At 64.3% G+C, this 19,491-nt stretch carries 12 protein-coding genes and 1 pseudogene; 11 read left to right on the forward strand and 2 right to left on the reverse strand.

Annotation, left to right across the window (positions count from 1 at the left end):
* Positions 1-259: 259 nt before the first annotated feature.
* Positions 260-991: a trehalose-phosphatase gene (gene otsB, locus AUC70_RS00730; protein WP_069443144.1), complete on the reverse strand. Its 732-nt coding sequence runs from the start codon at positions 989-991 to the stop codon at positions 260-262.
* A gap of 327 nt (positions 992-1,318) precedes the next feature.
* On the opposite strand from otsB, the gene AUC70_RS00735 reads away from it, so the two are divergent.
* From AUC70_RS00735 to malQ, 5 genes and pseudogenes are all read left to right on the forward strand, one after another.
* Complete coding sequence (locus AUC70_RS00735) at positions 1,319-2,749, forward strand: alpha,alpha-trehalose-phosphate synthase (UDP-forming) (RefSeq protein ID WP_069443145.1); 1,431 nt, start codon at positions 1,319-1,321, stop codon at positions 2,747-2,749.
* A 185-nt stretch (positions 2,750-2,934) separates the two neighbouring features.
* Positions 2,935-6,222: a maltose alpha-D-glucosyltransferase gene (treS, locus tag AUC70_RS00740; protein ID WP_069443146.1), complete on the forward strand. Its 3,288-nt coding sequence runs from the start codon at positions 2,935-2,937 to the stop codon at positions 6,220-6,222.
* 40 nt (positions 6,223-6,262) lie between these two features.
* Complete coding sequence (glgX, locus tag AUC70_RS00745) at positions 6,263-8,338, forward strand: glycogen debranching protein GlgX (RefSeq protein WP_069443147.1); 2,076 nt, start codon at positions 6,263-6,265, stop codon at positions 8,336-8,338.
* On the forward strand, positions 8,335-10,068 hold the full coding sequence (gene treZ, locus AUC70_RS00750) for a malto-oligosyltrehalose trehalohydrolase (protein WP_206599283.1): 1,734 nt from the start codon (positions 8,335-8,337) through the stop codon (positions 10,066-10,068). The genes glgX and treZ overlap by 4 nt, the downstream gene beginning before the upstream one ends.
* Positions 10,069-10,297: 229 nt before the next feature.
* Positions 10,298-11,913: pseudogene (malQ, locus tag AUC70_RS00755) on the forward strand (4-alpha-glucanotransferase).
* Positions 11,914-12,035: 122 nt separating this feature from the next.
* On the opposite strand, the gene AUC70_RS00760 reads toward malQ, so the two are convergent.
* Positions 12,036-12,344 carry an Rdx family protein gene (locus tag AUC70_RS00760; protein ID WP_083241118.1) on the reverse strand — a complete coding sequence of 103 codons (309 nt, stop codon included), beginning with the start codon at positions 12,342-12,344 and terminating at the stop codon, positions 12,036-12,038.
* A 304-nt stretch (positions 12,345-12,648) separates the two neighbouring features.
* Between AUC70_RS00760 and AUC70_RS00765 the strand changes: the two genes are divergently transcribed.
* From AUC70_RS00765 to AUC70_RS00790, 6 genes are all read left to right on the forward strand, one after another.
* A complete protein-coding gene (locus tag AUC70_RS00765; RefSeq protein WP_069443148.1) occupies positions 12,649-13,140 on the forward strand; it encodes a VirB8 family type IV secretion system protein in 492 nt (163 codons plus the stop codon).
* Positions 13,141-13,256: 116 nt separating this feature from the next.
* Positions 13,257-14,405, forward strand: a complete 1,149-nt coding sequence (locus tag AUC70_RS00770; protein ID WP_069443149.1) for an ABC transporter permease — start codon at positions 13,257-13,259, stop codon at positions 14,403-14,405.
* Positions 14,406-14,412: 7 nt separating this feature from the next.
* Positions 14,413-15,192, forward strand: a complete 780-nt coding sequence (locus tag AUC70_RS00775; protein ID WP_069443150.1) for an ABC transporter ATP-binding protein — start codon at positions 14,413-14,415, stop codon at positions 15,190-15,192.
* 101 nt (positions 15,193-15,293) lie between these two features.
* Entirely contained in the window at positions 15,294-15,803 is a 510-nt protein-coding gene (locus tag AUC70_RS00780) for an MlaD family protein (RefSeq protein ID WP_069443151.1), read from the forward strand.
* Positions 15,800-16,519: an ABC-type transport auxiliary lipoprotein family protein gene (locus AUC70_RS00785; RefSeq protein ID WP_069443152.1), complete on the forward strand. Its 720-nt coding sequence runs from the start codon at positions 15,800-15,802 to the stop codon at positions 16,517-16,519. Before AUC70_RS00780 ends, AUC70_RS00785 begins: the two co-directional genes overlap by 4 nt.
* A gap of 196 nt (positions 16,520-16,715) precedes the next feature.
* Entirely contained in the window at positions 16,716-19,454 is a 2,739-nt protein-coding gene (locus tag AUC70_RS00790; protein ID WP_069443153.1) for an HAD-IC family P-type ATPase, read from the forward strand.
* Positions 19,455-19,491 lie beyond the last annotated feature (37 nt).

Below are 19,491 nucleotides of genomic sequence, written 5' to 3' on the forward strand. Positions count from 1 at the left end.
CGGCGGCGCGTGACGCGCGACAGCCAGGACTCCTCCTTTGCAGGGGAATCGATAGACACATCATCCATGTCGTGCGCGCCGCCGTCGTAGGTTTCCACGAGGGCGGTGCCGCGCTGTCCGTCGTCAAGCATGCCCTATGACACCTCTCCTATGACAACCCGGAGCTGACTGAAGGCAGAGCCCCCCGGCCCTTCACACACCGGCCTTATATATAGGAATAGCGACTGCTGGATGTAAGTCAGCCGGCGCGGCAGAGGCTCTAACGGGCGTCGACGAGCTGAAAAAGCCAATCGAACAGACCCTTACGGTCCGTCCTGTAGTTGGCGATCGTCTCCCCGTCGTCGATCTTGATGGAGAGCCCGCCCAGCGCGTTCACGACCTCGAAGGCGTGCTCGTCGGTGACGTCGTCGCCCATGAAGACAGGCGTCCGGCCCTGGAAAGGCGCCTCCCCGAGAAAGGCCCGCACGGCCTCGCCCTTGTCGACACCCTTGGGCTTCAGCTCGAACACCATCTTGCCCGGCAGGATGACGAGGGCGGGATTCTGCGCCACCGCCTCCTGGACCAGGCCTTCGCAAGGACCCGCAAGGTCCGGCCGCTGCCGGTAGTGTATGGCGATGGATGACCGCTTCCGCTCGAGAATCATGCCGTCATTCGCTTCCGCGAAGGGCCGCAGGATGGCATAGGCCGCCTCGACCGCCTCCGCGTTCCCCTCATCGACGTGCAGGGCACCTGTCGCATCGCGCCGGATCGAGCCGTGCTCCGCCGCCGTCGCCAACTGGATTGGCGCCAGGAAACCGTCCACGGCGTCCAGGGGGCGGCCGGTGACAATGGCGACCGCGCCGTCGTATTTCACGGCAAGCCCTTCCAGCACCTCGCGAACCTTGGGCTCCACGGCAACCAACTCCGGACGCGGAGCAATTTCGACCAGCGTCCCGTCAAAATCGAAGAAGAAGGCGCTCTCGGGCGGAATATCCGGCAAATTATCGGTCATTGATTTCCATCGGCACGATGTTGAACAGGAAGCCGATGGGCCAATCGGCAAAAAATTTGGTAAACTCGGACTAGCCCCCGAACAGGGCGAAAATTATTCTATATGTTCCGAACCCTTGGTGACGATTCCGGTTTAGGATCATATGCCCGGCTGCGAAGCACCGCACCGCCGGCACATTGTTTGTGAACGACCGAACGCCAATCTTCAGGGGGACATGGCCGCGTCATCCACAAGCGATATGACGCACGCAAGTCAACCGACGACTGATTCGGCCACACTCCCATTCGCGATGGTGCACCAAGCCGATCAGGGTGAACTCGAGAGCTGATGTCTGAGAAGACGGAAAATAAGCGCCGCCTTGTCGTTGTTTCCAACCGGGTGGCCGATTTCAAAGCCAAGTTCCAAACCGGCGGCCTGGCCGTCGCCCTTGGGGATGCGCTCAAGGCGTCCAAAGGGCTCTGGTTCGGCTGGAGCGGCGACACGCGTGACGACGCTCTCTCGGTACCGCCCCATGTCGAGCACGTTGCAGGGCTGACCGTCGCCACCATCGACCTCACGGACAAAGAGGCTGAGGGCTACTATTTCGGCTATGCCAATCGCTGCCTGTGGCCTGCCCTGCACTACCGGCTCGATCTCGCCCAGTCCAACGAAGAGCAGAGCGAGATCTACTTCCAGGTGAATGCCCGCTTCGCGGACGCGCTGATGCCGCTGATCACGCCGGACGACATCATCTGGGTCAACGACTACCACCTGATCCCCCTGGCGGAGGAGTTGCGCGGCCGCGGCTGCGAGGCACGCATCGGGTTCTTTCTGCACACGCCGTTTCCCTCGCCGGAAATCTTCGCGGCGGTCCCGAGCCAGAAGCGGCTCGGCAATGCGCTGATGGTCTATGACGTGGTGGGGTTCCAGACCACGTCGGACCGGGACAACTTCCGGCGCTACGTCACCGCTTCGCTCGACGGCGAGCAGCTTCAGGGCGACCGGGTGACCGCGCAAGGCGAGACGACGCTGGCGTCCGTCTTCCCCATCGGCATCGATGTCGAGCACTTCGCGAAGCTCGCCGACGAGGAAGACGCCAAGGGTCCGCTCCTTCCCGACGTGGGCAACGACATCAAGACTATCATCGGCGTGGACCGCCTCGATTACACCAAGGGACTGCCCGAACGCCTGCGCGCTTTCGAGGTTCTGCTCGAACAGTTTCCCGAGCATCACGGCAAGGTCCGAATGGTGCAGATCGCCCCGCCGACGCGAGAGGGGTTGCCCGTCTACCAGGAAATCCGCGAGAACGTGGAACGTCTGGTGGGCCGCATCAACGGCCGCTTCGGCGACCTGAGCTGGCAGCCCGTGATCTACATGCATCGCGGCGTCGCCCAGCACATCCTGGTCCGACTGTTCCGGCGGAGTGACGTGGGTCTCGTGACGCCCCTGCACGACGGCATGAACCTCGTGGCCAAGGAATACATCGCCGCGCAGGCCGCTCAGGATCCCGGCGTGCTGGTGCTCTCTCGCTTCGCCGGCGCGGCGGAGCAGCTGCGCGAGGCGCTGCTCATCAACCCGCACGATATTCAGGAAACGGCGCGGGCCCTGGACCGGGCCCTGACCATGCCCCGCCAGGAGCGCTGGGCCCGCCACAACCGGCTGTGGCAGCGCATCGAGACCTATGACCTGTTCAACTGGCGCGACAGCTTCATCCAGTCTTTCGCCGAGTCCGACACGAACCCGGTGAACCTCTTCCCCAAAGAGGCTGGCGCTGCCTAAGAACAACGCCCCTTTGGCACATGCCGCCACCAGGCTCGTCCAGGTGGGACGAAACGACCGATGGGCGGCGCGTATTTGGCCCTAGTCCCGGCTGTTGAACCCTCTTACTTTCACCGGCACGATGGCCTATCAGGGCACGCTCCGGAACTCTCTATCACCAACCCTCACCACATCGCCCACGCCTCATGATCGACCGCAACGACCGGCACTGGTACAAAAACGCCGTCATCTACGAACTGCACATCAAGGCGTTCTTCGATGCGAACAATGACGGCATTGGCGATTTCAGCGGTCTCGTCAAAAAACTCGATTATCTCCAAGACCTTGGCGTCACCGCCGTCTGGCTGCTGCCGTTCTACCCGTCTCCGCTGCGCGACGACGGCTACGACATCGCCGACTACACGTCGATCAATCCGACCTACGGCACCATGCGTGATTTCCGCCAGTTCGTGGCGGCCGCGCACGATCGCGGCATTCGGGTCATTACCGAGCTGGTGGTCAACCACACTTCGGACCAGCACCCCTGGTTCCAGCGGGCGCGCAAAGCAAAGCCCGGTTCCGTCTGGCGCGACTACTATGTCTGGAGCGACACGGACCAGAAGTTCCCCGACACGCGGATCATCTTCCTCGACACGGAAACGTCGAACTGGACCTGGGACCCAGTGGCCAAGGCTTATTTCTGGCACCGCTTCTACTCTCACCAGCCCGACCTCAACTACGACAACCCGCGCGTGCTGTCGGACATCCTGCGGGTCTTGCGCTTCTGGCTCGACATGGGCGTCGACGGCCTGCGGCTCGACGCGGTGCCCTATCTCATCGAGCGCGACGGGACCAACAACGAGAACCTTCCCGAGACGCACGAGATCCTGAAGCGCTTCCGCGAGGAGATCGACGAGCGCTACCCGGACCGCATGCTGCTGGCGGAGGCCAATCAGTGGCCGGAGGACACGCGTCCCTATTTCGGCGAGGGCGACGAATGCCACATGGCGTTCCACTTCCCGCTCATGCCGCGCATCTTCATGGGACTGGCCCGCGAGGACCGCTACCCGATCACCGACATCATCAGCCAGACCCCGCCGATTCCGGACGATTGCCAATGGGCCATCTTCCTGCGCAATCACGACGAACTCACGCTCGAGATGGTCACCGACTCGGAGCGCGACTATCTGTGGGAGACCTACGCCACCGACCAGCGAGCCCGGCTCAATCTCGGCATCCGCAGACGGCTCGCCCCACTGCTCGACAACGACCGGCGCAAGATCGAACTCCTCACCGGCCTGCTTCTGTCCATGCCCGGCACGCCGGTTCTCTATTACGGCGACGAGCTGGGCATGGGCGACAATTTCTATCTCGGCGACCGCGACGGCGTGCGGACGCCGATGCAATGGTCCGCCGACCGCAATGGCGGCTTCTCGCGTGCCGATCCGCAGCGCCTCTACCTGCCGCCGATCATGGATCCGATCTACGGCTACGAGACCGTGAACGTCGAAGCCCAGCAGACCCACGCGAGCTCCCTGTTCAACTGGACGAAGCGCATGATCGCCGTCCGCCAGACCCATACGGCCTTCGGCAATGGCAGCATGACGTTCCTGCGGCCGGGGAACCGCAAGGTTCTCGCCTATCTGCGCGAGCACGACGGCGAGGTCATTCTGTGCGTCTTCAATCTCGCCCGCTCGGCGCAGGCGGTGGAGCTGGACCTGGCGAGCCAGCGCGGCAGGGTTCCGGTCGAGTTGACCGGCGCGTCCGCCTTCCCGCCGATCGGCACGCTTCCCTATCTGCTGACCCTGCCGGCCTACGGCTTCTACTGGTTCATGCTCGCCGATCCGGCCCAGCTCGCTTCGCATCCGGAGCAAGAGCCGGAGTCGCTGCCCGAGCTTGAGACCTTCGTGCTCGGCAAAGGGTGGATGCTCGTCGAAAGCCAGCGGCGCGACACCGCGCGCACCGATCGCATCGTGCAGGAAATGCTGCCGACCTATATCGCGCGGCAACGCTGGTTCGGACCAGCGGACGCCGCACGCATGCTCCGGAACGTCCTGGGCGAGATCCCGCAAGAGGGGCGCGAAAGCTTCCTCCTCCTGTTCGGGCGCGTGGCCTTGGACGGCGGGGACACGCAGCGCTACCTCATTCCCCTCGAGCTGGCATGGGGCGAAGAGGTCCTGCGCCAGGATAGCCCGCTCCTGCCTTACGTGGTCGGCAAGATCCGCCGGGGTGCAAAGTCCGGCATCGTCTTCGACGCGGCCCATGGCGACACTTTCCCGCGCGCGCTGCTGAACGCCATGCGCACGCACGCGACCCTGCCGGCGGTCGGCGGCACATTCCGGTTCGGTGCGACCGAGAAGCTCCGTGAACTGGATATGTCGAGGCCGCTCGATGTGCGGCGCGTGGCGACGGGCGAGCACGCCCACACGGTGCGTACGCTTGGCGACGCGGTTCTCCTGAAGATGGCGCGGCGCCTGCGCTCGGGCATCGATCCCGGCATCGAGATGGGCCACTTCCTGTCACGGTCCGGATTCACCAACAGTCCCGCGCTGCTGGGGACCCTGGAACATGTCGACGAGACTGGCACCCCTACGGCGCTCGCCATTGCCTCCGAGTATGTGGGTAACCAAGGCGACGGCTGGTCGGTCGTCGTCGATGCGCTCGACCGCGAGCTCGAAGACGAGTCTCTCTCAGGGAGCGGAGAAGATCGTGGCCTCCCCTATTCCCTGACCTTGATCGAAACCATTGGACGGCGGACGGGCGAACTACACCGCGCGCTTGCCGCGGCCGAGCCGGAAGACGCCGCTTTCGTGCCGGAACCCGTCACGCAGGACGACCTTGATGCCTGGCTCAAGCGGGCGATCGCCCGGGCGACCGAGGCCTTCGAGTCTCTCGAAGCTCTCCCGGACACGACGGACGCAGAAACGCGCGAGCTCGCGGAAAAGCTGCTGACCCTGCGCGAAGCCATGCTCCGGCGCATCGAAACGCTGGTGCCGACAATTGCGCGCGGCAACAAGCTCCGGCTGCACAACGACTACCACCTCGCCAAGATTCTCGTCGCGGCGAACGATGTTTACATCATCGATTTCGAAGGCGAGCCCGACCGGCCGGTGGAGGAGCGGCGGCAGAAGGCGCCGGCCTCGCGCGACATCGCGACGATGCTGCGGTCTTTCGACTACGCCGCACGCACGGCCATGGACCGCCAGCGTCAGCGCGGCGCGACGCATCTGGAAGAAATCGAGACGCGCGGCCTGAATTGGCGCTCTCTCGCCGAGCGGCGCTTCCTGCGCGCCTACGGCATGGCGCGGGACGACGCTTCGGGCGGCTCGCATCTCGCAGGCGGCGAACTCCTGCCGCTCTTCCTTGCGGACAAGCTGTTCGAGGAAATCATCTACGAAGCGGCGAACCGGCCGGTCTACCTCGGCACGCCGTTGCGCGCGGCGCTGGAACTCGTCGCACCTCTCGATACAGCGACGGACGGGGACGGCGCGTGATTGCCTCCTGTCCGCTTCTCAAGACCTGGGGTAGCCGCCGATGCCGATAAAGCTCGATCCCGGCGCACCCCATCCGCTTGGGGCGACCTTCGACGGCCAGGGCGTCAACTTCGCGCTGTTCTCCGCCCACGCCACGCGGGTTGATCTATGTCTGTTCGACGGGAGCGGCACGGAAACGGACCGCATCACTCTGCCCGAGTACACAGACGAGATCTGGCACGGCTATGTCCGGGGCCTGGGACCGGGCCAGCACTACGGATACCGCGTGCACGGTCCCTACGTTCCCCGTCACGGACATCGCTTCAACCGGAACAAGCTGCTCCTCGATCCCTATGCAAAGGCCTATGCCGGGCAATTGCAGTGGGACGACAGCCTGTTCGGATACCAGATCGGCGCCAAGCGCGGCGATCTCGTCAAAAGCCGGACCGACAGCGCGCCCTTCATGCCCAAATGCGTGGTCACGGGCACCGAGGATGCGCCGCTGAACAACCGGCCCAACCGGCCCTGGCATGAGACCGTCATCTACGAAGCGCATGTGAAGGGCATGACCGCCCTGCATCCGGATCTCCCGGAAGCGCTCCGCGGCACGTTCGGCGGCCTCTCGCACCCGGCCGTGATCGACCATCTCGTGAAGCTGGGGGTGACGGCCATCGAGCTTCTGCCCGTTCATGCGATCGTCAACGACCGCCATCTGGTCGAGCACGGACTGAGCAACTATTGGGGCTACAACAGCGTCGGCTTTTTTGCACCGGCCGAGCGTTACGTCTCACCGGGCGCCGGCATCGGCGAGTTCCGCACCACCGTGGACAGGCTGCACGAGGCCGGCATCGAGGTCTTGCTCGACGTGGTCTACAACCACACGGCCGAAGGCAACGAGCTCGGACCGACGCTTTCGTTCCGCGGCATCGACAACGCGACCTACTACAAGCTCGCCGGGAACAAGCGGCACTATCACGACACCACCGGCTGCGGAAACACGATGAATGTGGCGCATCCCCGTGTGCTGCAGCTCGTGATGGATTCCTTACGCTATTGGGTCGAACAGTGCGGCGTCGACGGATTCCGCTTCGATCTGGCGCCCGCGCTTGCCCGTGACGGCGACGATTTCGATCCGAGCGCGGCCTTTCTCGATGCCATCGGCCAGGACCCCGTCCTCGCGCGCACCAAGCTGATTGCCGAACCCTGGGACGTCGGCATGGACGGCTATCAGCTCGGCATGTTCCCGCCGGGCTGGGCCGAATGGAACGATCAGTGGCGCGATGGGTTACGTGCCTACTGGAAGGGTGACATGGGCAGGCTTCCCGAACTCGGCCGGCGCATCTCCGGATCGGCGGAGATCTTCGACCGCCGCGGCCGCAAACCCTGGGCCAGTATCAACTTCGTCGCCGCCCATGACGGCTTCACGCTGAACGATGTCGTCTCCTATAACGAGAAGCACAACGAGGCCAATCTGGAGGACAACCAGGACGGCCACTCGCATAACTGCAGCTACAATTGGGGTGTCGAAGGGCCGACCGACGATCCGGACATCCTGGACCAGCGCGACCGGGTCCGCCGCGCCCTGGCCGCCAGCCTGCTGTTCTGCCACGGCACGCCGATGTGGAACATGGGTGACGAGATCGGCCGCACGCAACTCGGCAACAACAACGCGTTTTGCCAGGACAACATGATTTCCTGGATGGATTGGCAGAACATCTCCGAGCGTGACCGCGCATTCCACCACTTCGTGCAGGGGCTCGCCGCCCTGCGGCAGCAATTGCCGCTGCTGCGGTCGCCGAAATTTCTCCACGGCGAACCCGTGGCGCCCCGCATCAAAAATGTGTCCTGGTTCAAGCCCGACGGCGAGGAACAGCAGCCCGAACATTGGGAAGATCCGGTCGCGAAATGCATCGGCGCTTCTTTCGCTGGCGGCGGAAACATCCTGCTCATGCTCTTCAACGCCGACATCGACGAGATCGATTTCATCTTCCCCTATTTCGGCAAGCGCCATCTGCACTGGAAACTTCTGTGCGACACCGCGAATGGTCTCATCCGCCCCGAGGACGTACCGATCGCCACGGGTAAGACGACCCTTCCGAGCAGCGGGCTTCTCCTGTTCGAAAGGACGGAACGATGAGCGCGCGCTTCGCCCATACGCTCCCCTGGGGCACGGAGATCACGGACGACGGCGCCCGCTTCCGGCTTTGGGCGCCCGCGCAAGACACCGTATCATTGGTTGCCGAGACAGGCGCCACCGTCCCGATGACAAAATCCGCCGAAGGCTGGTTCGAAGCGCACACCGATGCCATCCCGATTGGCGGCGGCTATCACTTCGCTCTCCAAGACGGGATGTGTGTCCCGGACGCGGCTGCCCGCGCCCAAATGTCCGACGTCCATGGGTTCAGCCGCCTCGTGGACCCGAAGGCCTACGAATGGCAGACGCCGGATTGGCAAGGCCGCCCCTGGCAGGAAGCCGTCATCTACGAACTCCACACGGGAACGTTCTCGCAGGAAGGCACGTTCGACGGCATCGCCCGCGATCTCGACAGGCTCGTGGACACGGGCGTGACGGCGATCGAGTTGCTGCCGGTGGCGCAGTTCGGCGGCAATCGCGGCTGGGGCTATGACGGCGTTCTGCTCTATACGCCCCATGCTGCTTATGGCGGCCCGGAGGGCCTCAAGCGGCTTGTGGACGCCTGTCACGAACGCGGCCTGATGGTGCTGATGGACGTGGTCTACAATCATTTCGGGCCGGACGGGAACTATCTCAGTCACTACGCGCCCAACTTTTTCGATCCCCAACGGAACACGCCCTGGGGTGCAGCCATCGCCTTCGATCGCCCGCAGGTGCGGGAGTTTTTCGTGCACAACGCGCTCTATTGGCTCCAAGAGTTCCGCTGCGACGGGCTGCGCTTCGACGCGGTCGATCACATCAAGGACACCGCCGAGGAAGAGGTTCTCGCCGAGATCGCGCGGGAAATCCGTACCCGGATTCCGGATCGGCATATTCACCTCTCCATCGAGGACGACGAGAATTCGATACGGCTGTTCCAGTTCGACGAAACGGGCGCGCCGCGTCTCTACGACGCCGAATGGAACGACGACTGGCATCACGCGGTCCACGTGATCCTGACCGGCGAGAAGACCGGCTATTACAAAGACCACATCGACGACCCTGTCGGGCGCTCGCGCGGACGATGGCCGAAGGCTACGACTACCAGGGCGAGGATTCGGCATTCCGCGGGCAAGATGCGCGGAGAGCCGTCGGCGCATCTGCCGCCCACGGTCTTCATCAATTATGTTCAGAACCACGACCAAACCGGCAATCGGGCGCATGGCGACCGGCTCGTATCGCTGGCACCGGCCGAGGCCGTGGATGCGGCCCTGACGCTGCTGCTGCTCGCGCCCCACATTCCTATGCTGTTCATGGGCGACGAATACGGCGAGACGAAACCGTTTCTGTTCTTCACGGATTTCCAGGGCGATCTGGCCAAGGCCGTCGTCAAGGGCCGGCGTGCCGACTTCGGCAGCCACGAATCTTATGCCAATGCCGCGGCCGGGAAAGAGATCCCGAACCCGAATGCGCTGGAGACGTTCGAGCGCAGTGTTCTTGCGCCGGCGGACACGCCGCGTTTGGACCTGGTCAAGCGACTACTTGCCGCCCGCAAGGCACACGTCATTCCGCATATGACATCCATCGGCGGACACGCCGGCACCGTCGCCGCGCGTCAGGGCCCCGCCTTCACGGTCAGTTGGGACCTGGACGACGGCGGCACGCTGGCCTTGACCGCCAATCTGTCGGATGCCCCCGTCACGCTCCCTTCGACGCCGGTGGCAAACCGTTTTTCACGACCCCTCCTGGCGTAGACCCCGGTGACGGCCCGCTGCCCCCGTGGTCTGTTGTTGCCAGCTTGAGCCTTTAGGAGTCCCGATGACGGATCGGATCGAAGAACTGGCGAAACGCTTCGGCATTGCCGAGGGCTATATCAGCGAACAGGGCGACTGGGTCACGACGCCGGACGAGACCAAGGCCAAGGTTCTGGAGGCGATGGGCGTACCGCTGGACGGCGACGGCGTCCTGCCGAAGCCTGCGCGAATGGAAGACATTGCCGGCCTGTCGGACTCCGCCTTCTGGCCGCCCTTCCTGGTCGAACAGCGTACCTGGGGTTTTTCCGTGCAGGCCTATGCGCTGCGCTCGGCGCGCAATTGGGGCATCGGCGATTTCGAGGATCTGGCGCGGCTCGCTGAATATGCAGCGACGCTCGGGGCGGATTTCGTCGGCGTCAGCCCGCTCCACGCACTGTTTCTCGCCGAGCCGGAACGCATCAGCCCCTACAGCCCCTCGTCGCGCAATTTCCTCAATCCGCTCCTGATCGCCCCGGACCAGGTGCCGGGGTTCGCCGATGTCGTGACGACCGACCTGGCGGCCAAGTGCGCCGTGCTTCGGGAGACGGACTTGATCGACTACGCGAGCGTCGCCGCCCTCAAGATTCCGGTCCTCGAGGAACTGTTCGCACGGTTCCTCAAGACTGCCCCGACCGAAACCAAGGACATCTTCGAGCACTATTGCTACGAGCAGGGCAAGGCGCTGGAGATTCACGCGCTCTACGAAGCCTTGTCCGAACACATGGTCGCACAAGGGTACAACGCGGCCTGGACGACCTGGCCGGAAGTCTATCGGGACCCAAACAATATCGCCGTGCGCGACTTCGCCCGGGCCGCCAGACCCGCCTCGCCTTCCACGCCTGGCTGCAATGGACGGCGGAGAAACAACTCGCAGACGCGCAAGCACGGTCCCGCGCCGCAGGCATGCGCATCGGCCTGTATCTCGATTTGGCGGTGGGCATATCGCCGGACGGTTCCGCCTGCTGGCAGGGCGGGCCTGCGATTGCGCGCGCCGCGCGGATCGGCTGCCCTCCGGACCCCTTCAGCACGCAAGGTCAGGACTGGGGTCTTGTCCCCTTCTCGCCCGTCGGCCTTGCGGTTGAACGCCTGGAGCCCTTCAAGGCGGTGCTGCGCGCGAACATGCGCCATGCGGGCGCGCTGCGCATCGACCATGCCATGGGCCTACAACGGCTCTACTGGATTCCGGATGGCAACACGGCGGTGGACGGCGCCTATGTCGCCTATCCCTTCCGCGAGTTGCTGGAGGGCGTGGCGGCTGAGTCCTGGATCTCGCAAACGATCGTCATCGGCGAAGACCTCGGCACGGTGCCGCCTGGGTTCACCGACACCATGGTCCGGGCGGGTCTGCTGAGCTACCAGGTCTTCTACTTCAGCAACGAGGACGGCGTCTGGCGCGCACCGCACGCCTATCGGCGCGAAGCGATGGTCTGCGCGTCCACCCACGACCTGCCCACACTTCGTGGTTGGTGGATCTGCAATGACGTCAATTGGCGTGTCAAAAGTGCCCGCGCCACGGAAACCGAAGCCGTGATTCAACGCCAGGACCGCAAACGCGACCGCAAGCGCCTTCTGGATGCACTGATGGGCGCACAGGCGCTCAAGCCCGATCCGTCCTACATCGAGGCGAGTGAAATGCCGGACGACGTGATTGTCGCGGTCCACCGCTTCCTGGCGGCGACACCATGCCGCCTGCTCGCGGTCCAGTTGGACGATGCGCTGGGTACGGTCGAACAGGCCAACCTTCCCGGCCCATCGACGAGCACCCCAATTGGCGGCGCAAGATCGCCGTTCCCATCGAGGATTTGAACGATCGGCCTCTGTTCCGGGCCGTGGCGACGGCCGTTGCGACCGAACGTCCCAAGACCTAAGGACACTCGTGGCCAGACCAAGAACGGCAGTTGCTCGACGAAACCAGCGATTACAGCCGCTTAGCCGTCTCCCGGCTCCCCGTTTCGGCGGTCGGCATGGCCGAGATCGTGGGCGGGCGCAATACGGTCCCGGACCAACTGCTTGAGCTCGGTGATCTCGGGAAACCGGCCGTGCTCGCCTCGCGACCACACGAGGTCTCCATCGACGCGCACCTCGAAAACGCCGCCGGTATCGTCGGGAATCAGCGTGAGCGAGCCAACCTCTCCTGCGAAGGTCGACAGAAGCTCCTGCCCCATCCAAGCGGCCCGGAGCATCCAATTGCACATGCGGCAGTACGTGATAACGATATGCGGTTTCGGCGGTGCCATTCCCGGGGCCCTTCCTAATGTCTCCGACTATTATCTTCGAGAGGATGCGCAGAACCTCAAGAGACTGTAGACTGGGCCCCGAGACCGATTCCAGCCTCATTCCTGGTAAACCATGCCGGCGAATGGCTTACCGTTTTGAGGGCGAAATCGAGGGGGTGTCACCTGCGCGCAACAACACTGTTCCAAGAAGCACGTTTGCCGACCGTAACAGCCTTGTTCATGCAGCAACACTCTTGCCCCATCATCGCCTGACACTACCATCCTGACTTGCTTCAGACGTCAAAACTGCGGGAATATCGACCACATGAAACCTTTGATTCGCAAAGCTGCCCCCGTTCTGCTCGCCACCGCGGCGCTTGCGGGCGTCTTCATGTCCACGCCGTCGAAACTGGCCTCGGCCAGCGCGGTCGACGGACTTCTCGGGTCATGGCGTGGCGGCGGCACGGCTAGGTACACTTCCGGGTCCGAACGCCTTAGCTGCAATGCCTATTACCGGGGCGGCGGGTCCAGTCTCGGCCTCTCCGTGATCTGCAACTCACCGACGTCCAAGGTTCACATCCGGAGCAATCTTCGCGTGAGCGGCAATTCGGTTTCCGGCAGCTGGGAGGAGCGCACCTACAACGCTGCGGGAAGCGCCTCAGGCTCGCTGACTCCAGGCCGGCTGAATATTCGGATTTCGGGTACGGTCAACGGCAGCATGACCGTCAACTTTACGCAGTCCCGGCAAAGCGTCTCGATCTCCACGACGGGCACGTCGCTGCGGGGTGTTTCCATGTCGCTGAGCCGCAGCGGCTAATTCCCGGCCCCGCCTTCCGAGTTTCCCTATAGTGTACGGCGTTCAGGGGCCCCTTTTCGGGGCCTCTCGGGCGACAGGTTGGACGGCGCGAACCGGGGAACAAGGAGCAGACGGCCATGGCCGAGGCGTTACTGACCCAAAAGCTGGTAGGCGATCGGCTGGAGCTGACCGCGAGAGGCTCATGGACCGCCCCGCACGCGGGCGAGCTTGAGACCGAGATCGACCGGCTCGCCAGTGGCCCCAATGGTTCGGCGTCGGCCAAGACCACGGACGTATCGATCGACATGGCCGCGGTCCGCGAACTCGACACGTTCGGCGCCTGGCTTCTCGAGCGCCTGACCCGCCAATGGACGAGCGCGGGGCGCGACGCGATGGTCGTCGGCCTGCCCGCACACGGCGCCGACCTCGTCGAGGAGATGCACGCGGTCAATCGCGAAGCACCCGCGCCGCAGGAGCGCCAGAACCCGATTGTCTCGTTCTTTGCCGCCATCGGGCGTGGCACCGCCGGCTTCGCCGGCAGCTTCCAGACCTTCGCACAGATGCTGGGCGAGACCGGCATGGCGGCCGCCCGGGTCCTGTTCCGCCCGAGTGAGTACCGGCTTACTTCTACGGTTCATCAGTTCGACCGGGTCGCGCTGCAGGCCGTGCCCATCATCGCGCTCATCACCTTCCTGATCGGCGCCATCGTCGCCCAGCAGGGCATTTTCCATTTCCGCAAGTTCGGCGCCGAACTCTACGCCGTCGACCTCGTGGGCATCCTCGTCTTGCGCGAGATTGGCGTGCTGATCGTCGCCATCATGGTCGCGGGACGCTCGGGCAGTTCCTATACCGCCGAGCTCGGGTCGATGAAGATGCGCGAGGAACTCGATGCGCTCCGCACCATGGGGTTCGACCCCGTGGAGGTGCTCGTCCTGCCGCGCATCATCGTGCTCGTACTCGCGCTCCCGGCGCTGACATTCATCGGTTGCATGGCAGCGCTCTATGGCGGCGGTCTCGTCGCTTGGCTCTATGGCGGCATGAGCCTCGACATCTATATCGCGCGGCTGACGGACGCGATCTCGCTGACGCATTTCAAGGTCGGCATGATCAAGGCGCCGTTCATGGGCCTCGTCATCGGTCTGGTTGCCTGCGCCGAGGGACTGCGGGTGAAGGGAAGCGCCGAATCGCTCGGCATCCAAACGACAAAGTCCGTCGTGGAATCGATCTTCCTGGTGATCGTGCTGGATGGTCTGTTCGCAATCTTCTTCGCCTCGATTGGGATGTGATCCGCCTATGAGTGAGAAAACGCCGGTCATCAAAGTGCGCGACCTCGTCGTGGGGTTTGGCACACAGACCGTCCTCAATCATTTGGATATGGACGTGCGTCCTGCGGAGATCCTGGGCGTTGTCGGCGCTTCCGGCGCCGGAAAATCGGTCCTGTTGCGCACCATCATCGGACTCATCCCACGGCGCCACGGGACGATCGACGTGCTCGGCAAGGACCTGGATAAGATCGACGAGAACGAACGGCGTGCCATGGAGCGCCGCTGGGGCGTGCTCTTCCAGCAAGGCGCCCTGTTCTCTTCGCTCACCGTGAAGCAGAACGTTCAGTTCCCCATGCGCGAGAACCTCGAGATCTCGCAGCGCCTCATGGACGAGATGGCCTACGCCAAGCTGGAGATGGTCGGGCTGTCGCCACGGGACGGGGACAAATATCCATCCGAGCTGTCGGGCGGCATGACCAAACGTGTGGCGCTCGCCCGCGCTCTGGCCCTCGACCCGGAGATCGTGTTTCTTGACGAGCCGACGTCGGGGCTCGACCCGATCTCGGCCGGTGATTTCGACGAGTTGATCCGGACGCTGCAGCAGACCCTGGAGATCACCGTCTTCATGGTGACCCACGATCTGGAGAGCCTCTACACGGCGTGCGACAGGATCGCCGTCCTCGCCGACGGCAAGCTCGCCGCGGAAGGACCGATCTCCGCCATGCTGGAATCCGATCACCCCTGGGTGAAGACCTATTTCCAAGGAAAGCGGGGCAGCAGCCTCGCCGACCGTGAACTGACACAATAACTGCGTGACCGAACGAGAAGGACGCTGATCGATGGAAACCCGTGCCCGCTACGCCCTGATCGGATTTTTCATCCTCGCCGTGTTCGGCGCGCCTCGGCTTTGTGTACTGGCTGGAGAACAAGGGCGGCTTCGGCGAGCGCGAGACCTATCGCCTTCAGTTCGAGAGCGCGGTGCCGGGCCTCTATGTCGGATCGGCCGTTCTCTTCAACGGCATCCGCGTCGGCGACGTGGCGAGCGTCAGTCTCAATCCGGCCCAGCCGCAGCAAGTGCTGGCGACGATCTCGGTGATGAAGGATACGCCCATCCGCGAGGACACGGTGGTCAACGTTGAGCAGCAGGGGCTGACCGGCGGCGTAGCCGTGACGCTCACGGGCGGGACGTCCACCCAACCGCTGGCGGAAAATGACGGCCTTGCGACACTAGTCGCGCCCCCGGATGTGGGGCGCGACTGGACGCAAAGTGCGCGCGATGCGTTTCAGGAGGTCGAGCAAATCCTGGACGAGAACCGGGTTCCGGTCCAAGAGGCCATCAAGAACATCGAGGTCTTCACCACGCCTTGGCCCGCAACTCCGACAAGGTTGACGGAATTCTCGCGGGCATCGAACGGATGACGGGGGGCGGCAAGGAAGCCTCCCTGCTCTATTCGCTGAAGCCTGCGACCGATCTGCCGCCGGCGCCCGAGGCGCCGCCGAGCTGGAAGCTCACGATCCCCGAGCCGACCACGCTGCTCGCTTACAACACCGACAAGATCATGACCCGGCCCTCGCCCGACGAGAGCCGGGCCTTGGAAGGACCGCGCTGGAACGACAGCCTGCCCATCCTGGTGCAGGCCAAGCTGATCGAGACCTTCGAGAACGCCGGCTACACCGACGACGTCACCCGCACGCTAGGCGACTTCCCCAACAGCGATCAGCTCTCGATCGACATTCGGCGCTTCGACGTCTCCGCCGGCGACGACCCGACGGCCACGATCGTCATCCTGGCGAAACTTCAGGATCCTGCCGGCGGCGTGATCGGATCCAAGAAGTTCGACGTGACGGAGCCCGCCACAGGGAACGAGCCGCGCGACTATGTAGACGCGCTGCGCGCGGCCTTTGAGAAGGTCGCACTCGATATTCTCGACTGGAGCACGACGACGCTGGCTTCAGCGCCGCCACCGCCTCCCCCGGCAGACGATGCCGGAGCAGCCGACATGCCGGCCGAAGACATGCCGGCCGAAGACATGCCGGCCGAAGACATGGCGCCGGAGGACATGCCGCCTGAGGACGCGCCTGCCGATTTCGACGGCCTTCCGATGCCGCCGGAGCCTGATGAGGCCACGCAGTAGCGGCAAACACTGTGTCGAATGGACCGCGCATGATCTGCGTCAACGCGGCCGGGCGGCGATAGACTTGACTGTGCCCAGCACGGCGGGCGTCTGCGGCACGAGACGATCTTGACGACATCGGCCTGCTGAACCGCGGGCAGGACTTCAGGCACGACTCTTGGCAACACCGTTGGCACGACCTCTGGCAAAACGCGATGTGCAACCATCGGCCGATGCGCCCCTTCCCTTTGCGCAAACGGCGGCCGAGGTCATGGCCGCCCAGCAGGTCGCGCTCGATAGTGGCCTGAGCGCAACCGAAGCCGCATCACGCCGCGAGCGCTATGGTCCGAACCGGCTCCCCGATGTCGAACATCGCGGCGCCATCATGCGCTTCCTGCTGCAATTCCATAACCTTCTGATCTATGTCCTGATCGGCGCGGCGGTGCTGGCTGCCGCTATCGGCAACCTGATCGATGCCGCCGTCATCGTCGCGGTGGTCGTCCTCAACGCGATCGTCGGCTTCATCCAGGAAGGACGCGCCGAACGGGCGCTCGAGGCCATCCGCGGCATGATCGACCCCCACGCGGCCGTCATTCGCGACGGACAGCGCGTAGACGTGGCCGCCGAGGACATCGTCCCCGGCGATTTGGTGCTCCTGGAACCGGGGACGCGCGTACCGGCAGACTTGCGTCTGGCCCGGGCCCGCAATTTGCGGATCGACGAGGCGGCGCTGACCGGCGAGTCGCTTCCCGTCGACAAGGCCATCCGCCCCGTCCCGCAGGAAACTGTCCTTGCAGACCGCACCTCCATGGCGTTCTCCGGTACGTTTGTCGCCAACGGTACGGCGACCGGCATCGCGGTCGCCACCGGACCGGAAAGCGAACTCGGCCGCATCAGTGCGCTCGTCGGAACGGTCGAAAAACTCACCACCCCGCTGATCAGGCGGATGGATCAGTTCGCCCGCCTGCTCACCGTCTTCATCCTTGCCGCCTGCGCGGCCGTGTTCCTGTTCGCGGTCTATGTGCGTGACTATCCCTGGCAGGAAGCTTCATGGTCGTCGGGCTTGCCGTCTCGGCCACCCCGAGGCCTGCCCGCGGTGATGACAATCGCGCTCGCCGTCGGCGTCCAGCGCATGGCCGACCGGAACGCCATCATCCGCCGCCTGCCGGCCGTGGAGACTCTCGGCTCGGTCTCGGTCATCTGCTCGGACAAGACGGGCACGCTCACGCGCAACGAGATGACGGTCCGGAGCGTCGTAACCCCGGAGGGCGTGCTTGACGTTTCCGGCGTGGGCTACCGTCCGCAAGGCGGCTTCACGGACAACGGCGCGCCCGTCCAACCCGGCAGCAACACGGCCCTGACTGAAGCGGCCCGCGCGGCCATCCTGTGCAACGACGCCGAATTGCAGCACAGCGACGACGACTGGTCGGCACACGGCGATCCCATGGAAGGGGCCCTCGTCTGCTTCGGCATGAAAGCCGGCTTCGATCCCGCGCTCCTGCGTAAGCAACTGCCGCGAACCGACGAGATTCCTTTCGACACCGAGCACCGCTTCATGGCGACGCTGCATCACGGCCACGAAGACGGAAGCGCCATCGCCTATATCAAGGGGGCGCCCGAGCAGATTCTCAGTATGTGCGACCGGCAACTCGATCAGGACCAGATCGCACCGTTGGACGCTGAAGACTGGCACGAGAAGACCGCGTTCACCGCCCGGCACGGCCAGCGCATGCTGGCGCTTGCCATGAAGCGCCTTCCGAAGGGCACACAGGACCTAAGCGTCTCTGACGTCTCGCAAGGCGCCGTCCTCATCGGTCTCGTGGGCTTCATCGATCCGCCGCGCGAGGAGGTCCTCTCCGCGATCGGCGAATGCCGAACGGCCGGCATCGACGTCAAAATGATCACGGGCGATCACGCCGCCACGGCGACCGCCATCGCCCGCGAGCTGGCGCTGGCGCCGGAACCGCAGACCTTGACCGGGGACCAGCTCGACGACATCGACGATACCGACCTGCCCGACATCGTGCGCACGATGACGGTCTTCGCGCGGACGACCCCGGCACACAAGCTGCGCCTCGTCCGCGCCCTGCAGATCGACCAAGACGTGACCGCAATGACCGGCGACGGCGTCAACGACGCTCCTGCCCTCAAGCAGGCCGATGTCGGTGTGGCCATGGGACGAAAAGGCACGGACGCCGCCAAGGAAGCGGCGGAGATCGTGCTCGCGGACGACAACTTCGCGTCCATCGTCGCGGCGATACGCGAAGGCCGCACGGTCTACGACAATATCCGCAAGGTCATCGCCTGGACGCTGCCCACTAATGGCGGCGAAGGCGCCACCCTGATCGGCGCCATCGCCTTCGGGCTCACTCTGCCTATGACCGCCATCCAGATTCTTTGGATCAACATGGTCACCGCCGTGGCGCTCGGTCTCACCCTCGCTTTCGAGCCGACCGAACCCGGGACAATGACAAGACCGCCCCGCAAGGCGACGGAGTCGCTCCTCTCGGGCACGCTGCTGTGGCGCATCTGCTTCGTTTCGATTCTATTCGCGATCGGCGCGTTCGGGATCTTCTTCTACGCGATCGAACGCGGCCAGAGCGTCGACATGGCGCGCACCATGGTCGTCAACACACTCGTCGTGATGGAGATCGCTTATCTGTTCAGCGTGCGTTTTGTGTATAGCGGCTCGCTCACATGGCGCGGCATGCTCGGCACGCCGGCCGTCCTGATCGGCGTCGGCATTACCGTTCTCGCGCAGTTTGCCTTCACCTATCTGCCGGCGCTGCAGTCCATCTTCGCGACCGAGCCCGTCGCCTGGCAGGACGGACTGCTGATCGTCGGGATCGGCGCGGCGCTCCTGATCCTGGTTGAACTGGAGAAGTCGATCTTCGGATTCTTCGCGCGGCGCAGAACAGCGGCCCCAAAAACAGCAGCATCAGAAACAGCGGCATAAGAAAAAGGCGGGAGACATGCTCCCGCCTTTTGCGTTT

Origin of the sequence: Methyloceanibacter stevinii (genome assembly GCF_001723355.1) — a bacterium.
Classification (GTDB): domain Bacteria; phylum Pseudomonadota; class Alphaproteobacteria; order Rhizobiales; family Methyloligellaceae; genus Methyloceanibacter; species Methyloceanibacter stevinii.